A 14481-nucleotide genomic window follows, 5' to 3' on the forward strand; every position below is an offset into this window, starting at 1 on the left:
TGACCGATCGGTTTAGGGTGCTCGGTCAGGAGCACTTGACCGATCGGTCAGAATCCGGCGGGGTGAGCGGTATGGGGACGACTGGCGCCATGCGGCGCATTGGGGAGGAGCTCGGCGGGATCCTGGGAGGGGCCATCGGCGCCGCCCGGGAGTCGCTGCTGCGCAAGCAGCATCCCGCCGGTTACTGGCACGCGCCGCTCGAAGCGAACGTGGGGATGGATGCGCAGTACATCATCTTCAATCGCTTCATCGGGCGGCGCCCCGAGGCGATCGAGCGGCGGCTCGTCGAGCACATGCTCGCGACGCAGACCGACGAGGGCTGCTGGACGCTCTACCAGGACGGCCCGGGGCACCTCAGCACCACCATCGAGGCCTACTGGGCGATGAAGCTCGCCGGGCTCTCGCCCGACGAGCCGGCGCTGCGCCGCGCGCGCGACTACATCCTCGGCCACGGCGGGCTCGCGCGCGCGCAGGTCTTCACGCGCGCCTACCTCGCGTACTTCGAGCAGTTCCCGTGGTGGGGCCTGCCGGCGATGCCGGCCGAGCTGATGCTGCTGCCGCCGTGGTTCCCGCTCAACATCTACGCGATGTCGAGCTGGGCCCGCGAGACGGTCGTGCCGATGCTGATCCTCTTCGCGAAGAAGCCGCGCATCGCGCTCGACCCGAAGCAGGGCGTCAAGGAGCTCTGGCTGCGTGAGCCGCGCCGCAGCGACCTCGCGTTCCCGCCCGACGACCACTGGTTCTCCTGGCGAAATTTCTTCTTGCGTCTCGACCAGGCGCTGAAGATCATCGGCAAGAGCCCGTGGAAGCCGCTACGCCGCCGCGCGCTCGAGCGCGCCGAGAAGTGGATCCTCGAGCGTCAAGACAGAAACGGCGGCTGGGGCGGCATTCAGCCTCCGATGCTGAACTGCGTGATGGCGCTGCAGACCCTCGGCTACCCGAAGGACCATCCCGCCATCGTCGCCGGCATCCAGGCGATCGACGACTTCCTGATCGAGTACGACGGCCACCTGATCTACCAGCCGTGCGTGTCGCCGACCTGGGACACCGCGCTCACCATGCGCGCGCTGCTCGACTCGGGCATGCCGGGCGATCATCCGGCGCTGCGCCGCGCCGCCGAGTGGCTGATCGACCACCAGATCTTCGTGCCCGGCGACTGGAGCGTCTACAACCCGGACCTCGAGCCCGGCGGCTGGGCGTTCGAGTTCGCCAACGACTGGTACCCCGACGTCGACGACTCGGCGGTGATCCTGATGGTGCTGCGCCGCATCCTGCTCGAGGACCGCAAGCGCCTCGACCGTGCGATCGCGCGAGGCATGAACTGGACACTCGGCATGCAGTCGAAGAACGGCGGCTACGGCGCCTTTGACACCGACAACGACTCCGAGTTTCTCAATCGCATCCCGTTCGCCGACATGGAGGCGATGATCGACCCGCCGACCGAGGATCTGACCGGACGCGTCCTCGAGCTGATGGGAAGCTACGGCTTCGATCTCGACTACGGCCGTGCGCGTCGCGCGCGCGACTTCCTGCTGCGCACGCAGCGCAAGGACGGCTCGTGGTGGGGCCGCTGGGGCTCGAACTTCATCTACGGCACCTGGTCGGCGCTCATGGGCCTGCGCGCGATCGGCGAGGAGCCGGAAGCGCCGCACATCCGCCGCGCCGTCAAGTGGCTCGAGGATCATCAGAACCCGGACGGCGGCTGGGGCGAGACGCTCGCGTCGTACGACGACGAGAGCCTCGCCGGCAAGGGACCGTCGACGCCGTCGCAGACCGCGTGGGCGATCATGGGTCTGCTCGCCGGAACGCGCGGCATCAGCCCCGCGATCGAGCGCGGCGTCAAGTATCTCGCAGAGACCCAGAAGGACGACGGCACCTGGGACGAGCGGCCGTTCACGGGCACCGGCTTCCCGCGCCACTTCTACCTCCGCTACACGATGTACCGCGAATACTTCCCCCTGATGGCGCTCGGTCAGGTGCAGGCGAGGCTCGCGGCTGCGGTGACCGTGCCGCTCAAGCTCGCCGAGCGGCGTGAAGCGGTCGCGGTCGCGGCCGTGCCGGTGCGCGGGCAGGCCGCGTCCGCAGGGTAAAGCACAAAGCCCGCGTCGCGCGGGCCGCGGAGGCGCGGGGCACGCTCGAGCGTCGCTCCGCCGGGGGAAGGGAGAAAGTCGTGACAGCGAACCGTTTCGAGACCGCCCAGGGCGGTACGGGAAGCGTCGGCATCGATCAGCTCGCGGTGTACGTGCCGCGCTACGTCCTCGACCTCGGCGCGCTCGCGCGCGCCCGCTCGGTGCCGCCCGAAAAGATCTCGATCGGGCTCGGCGCCTACGAGATGGCGGTCGCGCCGCCGTGGGAAGACACGGTGACGCTCGCCGCGAACGCCGCGAACCGTCTCTTCGCGCAGGGGCTCGCGAGCCCCGAGGAGGTCGGGCTGCTGCTGGTCGCGACCGAGACCGCGGTCGACCACGCGAAGCCCGTCAGCATCTTCGTGCACGAGCTCCTCGGCCTGCCGAAGAACTGCCGGACGTTCGAGCTCAAGCACGCCTGCTACAGCGGCACGGCCGGCGTCATGATCGCGGCCGACTGGCTGCGCTCGCCGGCGTCGCGCGGCCGCAAGGCGCTGGTGATCGCAGCCGACATCGCGCGCTACGACGTCGGCTCGAGCGCCGAGTTCACGCAGGGCGCGGGCGCTGCGGCGATGCTGCTGTCGCGCGAGCCGCGGCTCCTCGAGCTCGATCCCGAGAGCGGCGTCTACGCGAACAACGTCTACGACTTCTGGCGTCCGCTCGAGCGGCGCGAAGCGCTCGTCGACGGGAAGTTCTCGCTCGACTGCTACCTCGACGCGCTGTCCGGCGCGCTCGCCGACTACCACGCGACGGTGAACGGCCGCGGCGAGGATCTGCTCGAGCGCTTCTCGGCGCTGCTCTACCACACGCCGTTCCCGAAGATGGCGTACAAGGCGCACCTGCGGCTCGCCGAGGTCGAGCTCGCGAGCAAGATCGGCGACGCCGAGCGCCGCGCGCAGGAGGCCGAGCGCACCTACAAGGAGCTCGTCGAGCCGCACCTCGCGATGGCGCGTCGCGTGGGCAACTCGTACACCGCGTCGCTCTATCTGTGCCTCGCCTGGTACGTGTCGCAGCACGCGAGCGAGCTCGCCGGCAAGGAGGTCGGGCTGTTCTCCTACGGCTCGGGCTGCTGCGCGGAGTTCTTCACCGGACGCTTCACCGAGCGCAGCGCGACCGCCGCGTCCAAGGTCGCGGCGAGCGATCTGCTCGACGCGCGCCGCTCGCTGAGCGTCGAGGAGTACGAGCGCTGCGCGCGCTCGGGCGTGGGTGAGCCGCCGGCGACGGACGGCACGGGCGCGTTCTTCTTCGCGGGGGTGCGCGACGACAAGCGCTACTACGCGCGCACCACGACCGCGGCCGCGGCGGCCTGACCATGAACCCCTCGATCGCCGCCGTCGTCGCGGGAACGCCGTCGAGCGATCTGCCGCGCCCGCCGGCCGCGAGCGCGCGCGAGGTCGCGGCGGCGTACCGCGCCTGTCTGCGCATCGCGCAGACGCACTACGAGAACTTCACGGTCGGCTCGCTGCTGCTGCCGCGCGCGCTGCGGCGCCACATCGCGGCGCTGTACGCGTTCGCGCGCGCGGCGGACGACTTCGCCGACGAGGGCGAGCTGCCGCGCGAGGAGCGCCTCGCGCGCCTCGACGCCTGGGAGTGGGCGCTCGAGGAGGCGTACCGCGGACGTCCGACCGAGCCGATCTTCGTCGCGCTCGCCGACACCGCGTACTCCTTCACGATCCCGATCACGCCGTTTCGGCGTCTGCTCGCGGCCTTCCGCAGCGACGTCGACTTCCAGCCGTTCCGCACCTTCGAGGACCTGCTCGGCTACTGCCGCAACTCGGCGGATCCGGTCGGGCACCTGGTGCTCTACCTGTTCGGCTATCGCGACGAGCGGCGCCAGCGGCTCTCCGACAAGATCTGCACCGGGCTACAGCTTGCGAACTTTTGGCAGGACGTCTCGGTCGACGCACGCAAGGGCCGGATCTACGTGCCGCAGGAGGACCTCGAGCGCTTCGGCGTCACCGCGGAAGATTTGCTCTCCGGACGGTTCCGGCCCGATGTGCGCAACCTGCTGCGCTTCGAGGTCGAGCGCGCGCGCGACCTCCTGACCGAAGGGCAGCAGCTCGCGGATCTGGTCGAGCCGCGGCTCGCACGCGAGGTGCGGATGTTCGCGGGCGGCGGGCTCGCGATCCTGCGCCGCATCGAGGAGATCGACTACGACGTGCTGTCGCGGCGCCCGACGCTGTCGAAGCTCGACAAGCTGCGCCTCGTCGCGGGCGGGCTGCGCACGCCGGCGCAGGCGACGAGCGAGCCCGAGCTCGCGTCCGCTCCGCGTCCGATCGGGCCGTCGGGCGCGCTGCACCCGCTCGACGGCCCGCGCCTCGAGCAGGCGTACGCGTTCTGCCAGGACGTGACGCGCAAGAGCTCGAGCAACTTCTTCCGCGCCTTCCAGCTGCTCGCGCCGGTGCAGCGCCGCGCGCTGTTCGCGGTGTACGCCTTCTGCCGCTTCGTCGACGACGCGGCCGACGAAGCGACGCCGCGCGACCCCGAGACGCTGCTCACGCTGTGGCGCAGCGAGCTCGACGCGGTCTACAACGGCACGCCGACGCGCAAGGTCGGCGTCGCGCTCGCCGACGCCGTGCGCCGCTTCAACCTCGATCGCCGGCACTTCGAGGACATCCTGCGCGGCGTCGAGATGGATCTCACCCGCAAGCGCTACGAGACCTGGGAGGAGATGCAGCAGTACTGCTACCTGGTCGCGTCCGCGGTCGGGCTGCTGTGCATCGAGATCTTCGGCTACACCAATCCGGCCGCGCGCAGCTACGCGGTCGACCTCGGGCTCGCCTTCCAGCTCACGAACATTTTGCGCGACGTCGAGGAGGACGCGAAGCGCGGACGCATCTACCTGCCGCTGGAAGACCTGCGGCGCTTCGGCGTGGGAGAAGAGGAGCTCCTCGCCGGACGCTACTCGCCGCGGGTCGCAGCGCTGCTCGCCTTCGAGAGCGGGCGGGCACGCGCCTTCTACCTGCGCGCCAAAGGCACGCTGCCGCCCGAGGACCGGCGCTCGCTCGCCGCGGCGGAAGCCATGCGCGCGATCTACGAGCGCCTGCTCGACCGCATCGAGCGGCGGCGCTTCGACGTCTTCGGTCGGCGCGTCGCGCTGCCGGGCTACGAGAAGGTGAGCCTCGCGGTCTCCGGCTGGGCGCGCGCGCAGCTCTCGTTTGCTTGACGATGGCCGGAACGAGAAAACGCGTCGCCGTGATCGGCGGCGGCTTCGCCGGGCTTACCGCGGGGGTGGCACTCGCCGACGCCGGGCACGAGGTGATCGTGCTCGAGGCGCGGCGCAGGCTCGGCGGCCGTGCGTACTCGTTCCGTGACGCAGCGACCGGCACGGTCATCGACAACGGGCAGCACGCGATGATGGGCTGCTACGTGCGGACGCTCGCGTTCCTCGAGCGCATCGGGGCGTCGGACCGCGTCGTGCGCCAGCGCGACCTGCTGGTCGAGATGCGCGACGTCGAGCGCGGCGTCGCGGCGATCCGCGCGCCGGGTCTGCCCGGGCCGCTGCACGTGCTGGGCGGGCTGCTCGGCTACCGCTTTCTGTCGCGCGGCGAGCAGCTGCGCGCGCTCGTCGCCGGGATGCGCGTCATGGCGATGCGCCGCCGGCGCGACCCGCTGCTGCGCGAGGCGACCGTCGCCGAGCTGCTGCGGCGGCTCGGGCAGTCGCAGAACGCCTGCGAGAGCTTCTGGTATCCGCTCGCGGTTGCGACCTGCAACGAGACCCCGGAGCGCGCCGCCGCAGCACCGTTTGCCGAGGTGCTGGCGCTCGGCTTCTTCGGCTCGCGCAGGGACTCGCAGTTCGTGTTCGCGCGGGTCGGCTTGAGCGAGCTCTACACCGAGGCCGCGCGGACGTACATCGAGGCGCGCGGCGGGCGCGTCGAGGTCGGGGCGCCGGCGACGGCGCTCGAGGTCGGCGGCGACGGGAACCAGGTCAGCGCCGTGCGGCTGCGCGACGGGCGCCGGCTCGAGGTCGACGCCTGCGTCGCGGCGGCGTCGCCGGGCTCGGTGCACGCGATGCTGCCGGACGGGGTCGCGGCGCGCAGCCCGTGGCGCGAGCTCGAGTCGCTCGGCGCGTCGCCCATCGTTTCCGTGCATCTGTGGTATGACCGGCCCGTGCTCGACGGCGAGTTCTCGGGCCTGCTCGGGACGACGACGCAGTTCGCGTTCGACCGCACGCGGCTGTGCGGCGCCCGGCTGCTCGACGACGAAGGCTCGAGCCAGGTGAGCGCCGTGATCAGCGCCGGACACGAGCAGGAAGGCTGGGAGAACGGCCGGCTCGCCGCGACCGTGGTCGCGGACATCGAGCGGCTCTTTCCGGCGGCGCGCGGCGCGCGCGTCGTGCGCTCGGTGGTGGTGAAGGAGAAGCACGCGACGATCTCGTGCACGCCGCAGGCGAATCGCTTGCGACCCGGTCCCGAGACGCCGCTCAAGAACTTGATGCTTGCCGGCGACTGGACGGCGACCGGACTGCCGCCGACGATCGAGGGCGCGGTGCGCAGCGGCGAGCGCGCGGCCGAGCTGGTCGCGACGCGGCTCGCGGCGGCGGCGTAGGAGCGCTCCATGGTCGAGCGCATCGCGATCTTCGCCGCGCTGCCCTGGGAGGAGCGCAGCGTGCGCCGCAGCCTCGAAGGCGTCGCGCGCGTCCACTCCGCAGGCTGGCCCGCGACCTGGGCGGGGCACGCGCCGGGACGCGAGGTCTGGCTCGTGCGCACCGGCATCGGCGAGGAGCGCGCGCGGGCGGCGGCGCAGGCGATCGCGCAGGCGCAGCGCTTCGACGCCTTCCTGGTCACGGGCTGCTGCGCTGGATTGACGACCGAGCTCGAGCCGGGCGACGTCGTCGTCGCGGACTCGGTGTACGGCAGCGGCGGCGCGCAGCGCTTCCCCGCCGACCTCGATCTGCGCTCGACGCTGCACGACGCGGCGTCGCGCGCCGGCGTCCGCGTCTCGCTCGGAGCGCACGCCTGCTGCGGCGAGCTGCTCGCGACGATCGAGGACAAGCGGCGCGCGGCCTCGCAGTACGGCGCGGTGGTCGCGGAGATGGAGAGCGCGGCGATCGCGCGCGTCGCGCTGCGCGCGGCGGTGCCGTTCGCGGCCGTGCGTGCGGTGCTCGATCCGCTCGACGCCGAGCTGCGCCACGCGACGGGGCTCGTCGATCCGGCGAGCGGTCGCGTGCGGCCGCTGCATTTGATCGGCAAGCTCGCGACCGCGCCCGGCGTGTGGCCCGAGCTGCTCGCCATGCAGAAGATGATGCGCGCTGCGCGCACGAGCCTCGAGCGTGTGCACGCGGCGCTGCTGTCGCAGGATCCGCGTTCACCGGCGCACGCCGAGGCGCGCGCCGGCGAAGGAGGCTGAGATGCGTTTCCCGGTCCACATCGCGACCGACATGATCAAGTGGCAAGCAAAAAACTGGTGGCGTGGGAACAAGCGCTACCCGTACGTGCTGATGCTCGAGCCGCTGCACACCTGCAACCTGGCGTGCCTCGGCTGCTCGCCCGAGCGCTACTCGGGCAACCTGAAGGACCGGATGAGCCTCGAGCAGTGCCTCAAGGCGGTCGACGACTGCGGCGCGCCGGTGGTGTCGATCTGCGGCGGCGAGCCGACGATCTACCCCGAGCTGCCCGAGCTGATCGAGGGCATCATCGCCCGCAAGCGGCACATCTACCTGTGCACCAACGGGCTCCTGCTCGACCGCTTCTACAAGAAGAGCAAGCCGCACAGGCGCCTCGCGATCAACGTCCACCTCGACGGGATGAGGAAGACGCACGACTTCATCACCAACCGCCCGGGCGTGTTCGACAAGGCGATCGAGATGATCAAGGAGGGCAAGCGGCGCGGCTACTTCGTGTGCACGAACACGACGATCTACCGCGAGACCTCGCTCGAGGAGCTCGAGGAGCTGTGCGCCTTCCTCGACCAGCTCGGCATCGACGGCATGCTGGTGTCGCCGGGCTACCACTACGCGAAGCTCGACGAGGAGCACTTCCTGGTGCGTCAGGAGACGCAGCGGAAGTTCGAGCGCGTGCTGGAGCTCGCGAAGAAGTACAAGATCAACTCGACGCCGCTCTTCCTCGAGTTCGCGGCTGGACGCCGCGACTACCCGTGCACGCCGTGGGGCACGCCGAACTACACGCCGCGCGGCTGGAAGGGTCCCTGCTACGTCATCGAGGAGAAGTACCACTCCTCCTTCGAAGACTTCATGAAGAACAACGACTGGGACTACTGGGAGTCGCGCAAGGATCCGCGCTGCCGCGACTGCGCGATGCACTCGGGCTTCGAGCCGTCGGTGGTACGCACGCTCGGCGACAACATCCGCGACGTGTGGACCATGATGCGCTGGCAGTTCGCCGCCTGACGCGCCGAGGCGACGGCTGCGGGCCGTCGCCGCACCTTTCCTGCTCGTGCGACGCCGCTTGACTGCACGGGCGGCGTCGTGCACGCGCTCGGTCGTGCGCTGGCGTCGATCGAGCACGGTGGTGTGGCGGTTGCTCCTGCTGGTCGTGCTCGCCGCGTGCGGCGATGCGACCACGCCCGAGCAGCGCATGGCGGAGCGGGTCGAGCGGCTGCGCGGCGATCCCGCGGCGCTCGCGGCGCTGCTGCGCCGCATGCCGAAGGGCGCCGACCTGCACAGCCATCTCACCGGTGCGGCGCGCACCGAGAGCCTGATCGACTGGGGCATCGAGGCCGACCTCTGCGTCGACGAGGCGAGCCTCACGTCGAGCAACCCGCCCTGCGGACCCGGCCAGGTGCCGATGCGCGACGCCGCCGTCGACCCCGACCTCTACATGCGGATCCTCGCCGCCTGGTCGATGGAGGGCTTCATGGGCTCGCTGCTCGAGAGCCACGCGCACTTCTTCGCGACCTTCGGCAAGTTCGGCGCCGCGGCCGGCGGACGCACCGCCGACATCCTCGCCGAGCTCAAGCGCGAGGCCGCGAGCCAGCGCATCCACTACCTCGAGATCATGTCGTCGTTCGGCTCGTCGGCGGTGGGCGCGATCGGCACCGATCTGCTGCCGAGCGGCGACCCGTGGTCGGCGCCGTACCTGATCGACAAGCGCGCGCAGGTGCTCGCCGATCCGCGCTTCGCCGACGCGCTCGCGAGCGGCGCGGCGTTCCTCGCGATGACGTTCGATGCGGTCGACGCGCTGCTCGGCTGCGGCACCGCCGCAGCCGAGCCGGCGTGCGAGGTCGAGCTGCGGGTCCAGTGCAACGGCACGCGCACGCTGCCGCGCGCCGCGGTGTTCGCGCAGTTCCTGTTCTGCTTCGAGCTCGCGCAGCGCGACGAGCGCGTGGTGGGCGTCAACCTGGTCGCGCCCGAGGAGGATCCGACCTCGCTCGCCGCGTACGACGACGACATGCTCGCCATCGGCACGCTGCGCGACTTCTACGCGACGAGCCCCGGGCTGCGGCCCGTGCCGGTCGCGCTGCACGCCGGCGAGCTCGTGCCCGAGATCCTGCCCGACACGCCGGACGGGCAAGCCCAGCTGACGTTCCACATCTGGCGCGCCGTCGAGGTCGGGCGCGCCGCGCGCATCGGACACGGCTCCGACGTGATGTACGAGAACCTCGGCCCCGGTCGCACGCCCGAGGACCTGCTCGCGACCATGCGCGAGCGCGACGTGCTGGTCGAGATTTGCTTGACGAGCAGCCGGTACGTCCTCGGGCTCGTCGGCGCGCAGCATCCGCTCGCGCTCTACCTCGCGCACGACGTGCCGGTCGCGCTCGCGACCGACGACGAGGGCATCCTGCGCACCGATCTCACCGGCGAGTACGTGCGCGCGGTGCTCGAGCAGGGCCTCGACTATCCGACGCTGAAGCGGCTCACGCGCAACTCGCTCGAGTACTCGTTCTTGCCCGGCGAGAGCCTGTGGGCCGAGCGCGGCCGCTACCGGACGTTCGTGCGCGCGTGCGCGGGCGAGCGTCCGGGGACGGGCGAGCCGTCCGCGTCGTGCGCGCGCTTCCTCGCCGACAACGCGCGCGCCGCGGTGCAGTGGAGGCTCGAGGCGGCGCTCGCCGAGTTCGAGGAGTCGCCGCCGGCGGCGTGAGTCGTGCCGACGGCGGGTCTCGTCGCCACGTCGCGTCGCTCGGCCGCCGCTCCGGCCCGCGCGCTACTCGAGCTCGTACGAGAAGCGAATGTTGTTCTTGGCGATGCCGTCGAGCACGATCTGCGCGCCGCCGCTGCGCATCATCCACTCGAGGCGGTGGTCGCGGTACTCGCGGCGAAACGCGCCCGACTCGACCACCGGACCCAGGCTCTGGAAGCCGGCGAGCGCCTCGGTCGCCTGCGCGGCGACCTTCTGCACGCTCGGCCGCTGCTGGACGCGCTCGAACCACGCGGCGAGACGCGAGCCCGCGGGCGGCGGCGCGCCGGCGAGGCCCGCCGAGCCCGCGACGTGCGGGTAGACCGACAGGTCGCCCCAGCCGAACCGGCTGCCGTCGAAGTACTCTCGCTCGCCGAGCTGGCGCTCGAGCCACGCGTGCACGCCGCTGATCTGCTCGCGCGCGCGCCCGAGCAGCGTGTCGGCGAGCTCCCCCTTCGCGCGCCCGAAGACCAGGATCTCGGCCACCGCCCAGTTGATCGCCTCGTAGTAGGTGTCGCAGAGCTCCTCGATCATGCGCGCGCGGGCGCGCTCCGCAGGGCTCGCGGGCAGCATGGGCGGCACCGGCCAGCGGTCCTCGAGGTACTCGAGGATGATCGTCGAGTCGAAGACCGTGCAGTCGTCGGCGATCAGGCTCGGCACCTCCCAGCGCGGGCTCGAGCGGGTGAAGCGCTCGTCCGAGCCGCCGAAGATGTCCGGCGTCGAGACCGTGAAGTCGAGGCCCTTCTCGTACAGCGCCAGCTTGACCTTCTGCGCGTACGGCGACAGCGGGTGCTCGTAGAGGTGCAGCATGCCCGCCCATAGCAGGGCGTCTCGCGGCGGGACAGCGAAATTCGCGACGGAAGGATCGCGTCTTTCCTGACGCTCGAGGTCGTGTCACGGTGCCGCCGTCGCCGCCCGGGCGTTTCCGCCTGCGGCGCGTGGCTGCGAAAGGATGACGCGGGAAGACCTCGTCCTCGTCGCCATGGTGGGCGTGCTCGTCGCGAGCGGCGTGCTCGCCGTGTGGTGGACGTCGCGCTTGCGCGTGCGTGCGAACGAGATTCGCTGGCCTGCGAAGCTCGGGCTCTCCGCGCTGACGACGCTGCTCTGCGTCGCGACGGCACTCCTCGGCCTCGAGCTGTTCTATCGCTTCGTCTACGATGCGACCGACTCCTTCGCGCTCACCAAGACGTCGCTGCGCTGGTTCGAGCGACACTACCGCTACAACTCGTGGAACGTGCGGGACGACGTCGAGTACGCCGTCGCGAAGACCCCGGGGCGCCGGCGCATCGCGTTCCTCGGCGACTCGTTCACCGTCGGACACGGCGTGCCGGACGTCGGCGAGCGCTTCGCCAACCGGATTCGCACCGCACACCCCGAGTGGGAGGTGCACGTGCTCGCGCGCAACGGCCTCGACACAGGCGCCCAGCTCGCGCTCATGGAGGCGACGTTCGCGCGCGGCTACGAGACGGACGACCTGGTTCTCGTCTACTGCCTGAACGACATCGGCGATCTGCTCCCCGACTGGCGCGCGGTGATCGACGGGCTCTACGAGGAGGTGAGCGCGGCGGGCTTCCTCGTCCACCACAGCTACGCCGTGAACCAGCTCTACTTCCGTCTGCTCCGCGTCACGACGCCGCAGCTCGACGGCTACTTTCCGCGCTTGCGCGCGGCGTACGAGGGCGAGGTCTGGCATCGTCAAGCACAACGCCTCGCGGCCCTCGCCGAGCTCGCAAAGCAGCACGACGCGCGCTTCGCGGTCGCGACCTTTCCGTTCGTGCACGCGCTCGGCCCGGACTATCCGTTCGAGGAAGCGCACCGCCGGCTCGCGGCGCTGTGGCAGTCGCTCGGCGTCCCGCACCTCGACCTGCGGGACGCCTTCGCGGACGTCCCGCCCGCGTCGCTGGTGGTGAACGCCGACGACGCGCACCCGAACGAGACCGCGCACGCGCTCGCCGCGGAGGCGCTCGCCGCGTTCCTGCGCGACGACGCCGACGGCACGGAGCCGGCCGCGCTGCAGTGAGCGTCGTGACCGTCGCGGCGTCGTCCGCGCGGGTCAGCTCGACGGCTGCGTGCCGAGCAGCGCGTCGACCGCGTTCGCCTCGACGATCGGCTCGAGGCGCCGGCGCGCGACGAGGCCGCTCGCGACCGCGAGCGTGAAGGAGGTGAAGGTGGTCGCGTGGTCCGCGATGTCGAGGACCAGGATCACCTTCGGCTCCTCGTTCGAGAACCACGGCCCCGCGCGCAGCGTGACGCCGGGTGGAAAGCCGCCGCCGCTCGCGACGGCGCGAAACGCGGCGTAGGCCTGCAGCGTCGATTCGCGCGACGTCGCGTTGAGCCAGATCTCGTCGAGGTAGAGCGCCATGGCCCGTTGTCGCGAGAGCGCGACGCGGGGTCAAGCGAAAAGCGCGGCTGCTACGCGAGCTCCATCCCGGGCAGGTCGCCGCGCTCGCGCCACTCCTTCAGCAGGCGGAAGTACTCGACCGAGCCGCCGCCGTAGAAGCCGTCCTGGCCGTTGCGCTCCCCGGGCTTGCCCTCGTTGTTGTAGTAGCCCGGCGTGCACTCCTCGAGGAACTGACGTCCGATGCCCGAGAGCCGGATGATGGTGTCGACCCACTCCTGCTCGGCGGCCTCCGACACCTCGACCGTGCGCAGGCCGCGCTCCATGGCGTACTTGACGATCCACGCGATGTGACGGCTCTGCTCGTCGAGCAGGTGCGGGAAGTTCACGGTGAAGCCGGCCTGCTGCGGTCCGAGCACGTAGAGATTCGGGAAGCCGCGGCTGTGCATGCCGTGCAGCGTGCGGATGCCGCCCGACCACTTCTCGCGCAGGCTCGTGCCGCCGCGTCCGACGACGTCGTAGCCGGCGCGGCGCGTGTAGTCGGTGCCGACCTCGAAGCCGGTCGCGTAGATCAGGCAGTCGAGCGGGTACTCGACGCCGTTCGCGACCACGCCGCGCTCGGTGATGCGCTCGACGCCCTTGCCCTGCGTGTCGACCAGCGTGACGTTGTCGCGGTTGAAGGTCTGCAGGTACTCGTCGTGGAAGCACGGGCGCTTGCAGAACTGCCGGTAGTACGGCTTCAGCGCCTCGGCGGTCGCGCGGTCGCGCACGATGGAGTCCACGCGCGCGCGGATCTGCTCCATCTTCTCGAAGTCCGCGAGCTCGAGCGTGCGCATCGGGTCGATCGAGCCGCCGTCCGCGCCGTCGTTGCTGCGCACCATGACGAGCAGCTTGCGGATGATGTCGGTCCAGCCGTCGGCGACGAGGTCCTCTTCCTGGAAGCCGCCGGTGACCAGGATGTTGAAGTTCTCCATCCGCCGACGCTGCCAGCCGGGCTCGAGCGAGCGCGCCCACTCGGGATCGGTCGGGCGGTTGTTGCGCACGTCGATCGATGACGGCGTGCGCTGGAAGACGTAGAGGTGCTCCGCCCAGCGCGCGAGGTGCGGCACGCACTGCACCGCGGTCGCGCCTGTGCCGATGATGCCGACCCGCTTGCCGACGAGCCCCGTGAGCCCGCCGTTCGAGTCGCCGCCGGTGTACGCGTAGTCCCAGCGGCTCGTGTGGAAGGAGTGGCCGCGGAAGGTCTCGATGCCCGGGATGCCCGGCAGCTTCGGCCGGTTCAGCGGCCCGTTCGCCATGCACACGAAGCGCGCGCGGATCGCGTCGCCGTGGTTCGTGCGGATGATCCAGCGCGCCGCGTCCTCGTCCCAGGTGATCGACGTGACCTCGGTCTGGAAGCAGGCGTCGCGGTAGAGGTCGTACTTGCGGCCGATCGCGCGCGCGTGCTCGAGGATCTCCGGCGCGTACGAGTACTTCTCCTTCGGGATGTAGCCGACCTCCTCGAGCAGCGGCAGGTAGATGTACGACTCGACGTCGCACTGTGCGCCCGGGTAGCGGTTCCAGTACCAGGTGCCGCCGAAGTCGCCCGCCTTCTCGATGATGCGGATGCTCTCGACGCCGACCTCGCGCAGACGCGCGCCGGCGAGCAGCCCGCCGAAGCCGCCGCCGATCACCGCGACGTCGACCGCGTCGGTGAGCGGCTCGCGCGTGAAGCCGGGCTCGACGTAGGGATCCTCGACGAAGCGCGCGAACGCTCCGGTGACCTCGATGTACTGTGCGTTGCCGTCCGGGCGCAGACGCTTGTCGCGCTCCTCGCGGTACTTGGCGCGCAGCGCGTCGGGATCGAACGGCAACGGGCGGCTCGGCGACGCCGAGGGTGGTGCGGATGCTTCGGTCGACATGGCGGCCGATCGTCCGTGCCGCGGCGCCGACAGTCAAGCGG

10 protein-coding genes and 1 pseudogene are annotated in these 14481 nt (G+C 71.1%); 8 read left to right on the forward strand and 3 right to left on the reverse strand.

The window, feature by feature from the left end:
* The first annotated feature begins 89 nt into the window (after positions 1 to 89).
* The 7 genes and pseudogenes from shc (at position 90) to VIS07_22920 (ending at position 10165) form a co-directional block, all read left to right on the forward strand.
* Positions 90 to 2090, forward strand: coding sequence for a squalene--hopene cyclase (gene shc, locus VIS07_22890; protein ID HEY8518370.1), 2001 nt, complete (start codon positions 90 to 92; stop codon positions 2088 to 2090).
* Positions 2091 to 2170: 80 nt separating this feature from the next.
* Positions 2171 to 3436 (forward strand): hydroxymethylglutaryl-CoA synthase, encoded by a 1266-nt coding sequence (locus VIS07_22895; GenBank protein ID HEY8518371.1) that lies wholly within the window; start codon positions 2171 to 2173, stop codon positions 3434 to 3436.
* Positions 3437 to 3438: 2 nt separating this feature from the next.
* Complete coding sequence (hpnC, locus tag VIS07_22900; GenBank protein ID HEY8518372.1) at positions 3439 to 5292, forward strand: squalene synthase HpnC; 1854 nt, start codon at positions 3439 to 3441, stop codon at positions 5290 to 5292.
* Positions 5202 to 6674: pseudogene (gene hpnE, locus VIS07_22905) on the forward strand (hydroxysqualene dehydroxylase HpnE). The gene hpnC and the pseudogene hpnE overlap by 91 nt, the downstream one beginning before the upstream one ends.
* A 9-nt stretch (positions 6675 to 6683) precedes the next feature.
* The gene (locus VIS07_22910; GenBank protein HEY8518373.1) at positions 6684 to 7475 is read left to right on the forward strand and encodes a hypothetical protein; all 792 of its coding nucleotides are present in this window, start codon (positions 6684 to 6686) and stop codon (positions 7473 to 7475) included.
* A 1-nt stretch (position 7476) separates the two neighbouring features.
* A complete protein-coding gene (hpnH, locus tag VIS07_22915; GenBank protein HEY8518374.1) occupies positions 7477 to 8475 on the forward strand; it encodes an adenosyl-hopene transferase HpnH in 999 nt (332 codons plus the stop codon).
* 121 nt (positions 8476 to 8596) lie between these two features.
* The gene (locus VIS07_22920; protein ID HEY8518375.1) at positions 8597 to 10165 is read left to right on the forward strand and encodes an adenosine deaminase; all 1569 of its coding nucleotides are present in this window, start codon (positions 8597 to 8599) and stop codon (positions 10163 to 10165) included.
* 63 nt (positions 10166 to 10228) lie between these two features.
* Here VIS07_22920 and VIS07_22925 read toward each other — a convergent pair whose 3' ends face one another.
* Positions 10229 to 11011 carry a glutathione S-transferase family protein gene (locus VIS07_22925; GenBank protein ID HEY8518376.1) on the reverse strand — a complete coding sequence of 261 codons (783 nt, stop codon included), beginning with the start codon at positions 11009 to 11011 and terminating at the stop codon, positions 10229 to 10231.
* 142 nt (positions 11012 to 11153) lie between these two features.
* Between VIS07_22925 and VIS07_22930 the strand changes: the two genes are divergently transcribed.
* Positions 11154 to 12221, forward strand: coding sequence for an SGNH/GDSL hydrolase family protein (locus VIS07_22930; protein HEY8518377.1), 1068 nt, complete (start codon positions 11154 to 11156; stop codon positions 12219 to 12221).
* A 33-nt stretch (positions 12222 to 12254) separates the two neighbouring features.
* Here the strand turns inward: VIS07_22930 and VIS07_22935 are convergent, their stop codons facing one another.
* Positions 12255 to 12563: a hypothetical protein gene (locus VIS07_22935; GenBank protein HEY8518378.1), complete on the reverse strand. Its 309-nt coding sequence runs from the start codon at positions 12561 to 12563 to the stop codon at positions 12255 to 12257.
* A 50-nt stretch (positions 12564 to 12613) separates the two neighbouring features.
* Positions 12614 to 14440 carry an NAD(P)/FAD-dependent oxidoreductase gene (locus VIS07_22940; GenBank protein HEY8518379.1) on the reverse strand — a complete coding sequence of 609 codons (1827 nt, stop codon included), beginning with the start codon at positions 14438 to 14440 and terminating at the stop codon, positions 12614 to 12616.
* Between the last annotated feature and the right edge of the window lie 41 nt (positions 14441 to 14481).

The organism is Candidatus Binatia bacterium, from assembly GCA_036563615.1.
GTDB lineage: Bacteria > Desulfobacterota > Binatia > UBA12015 > UBA12015 > DATCMB01.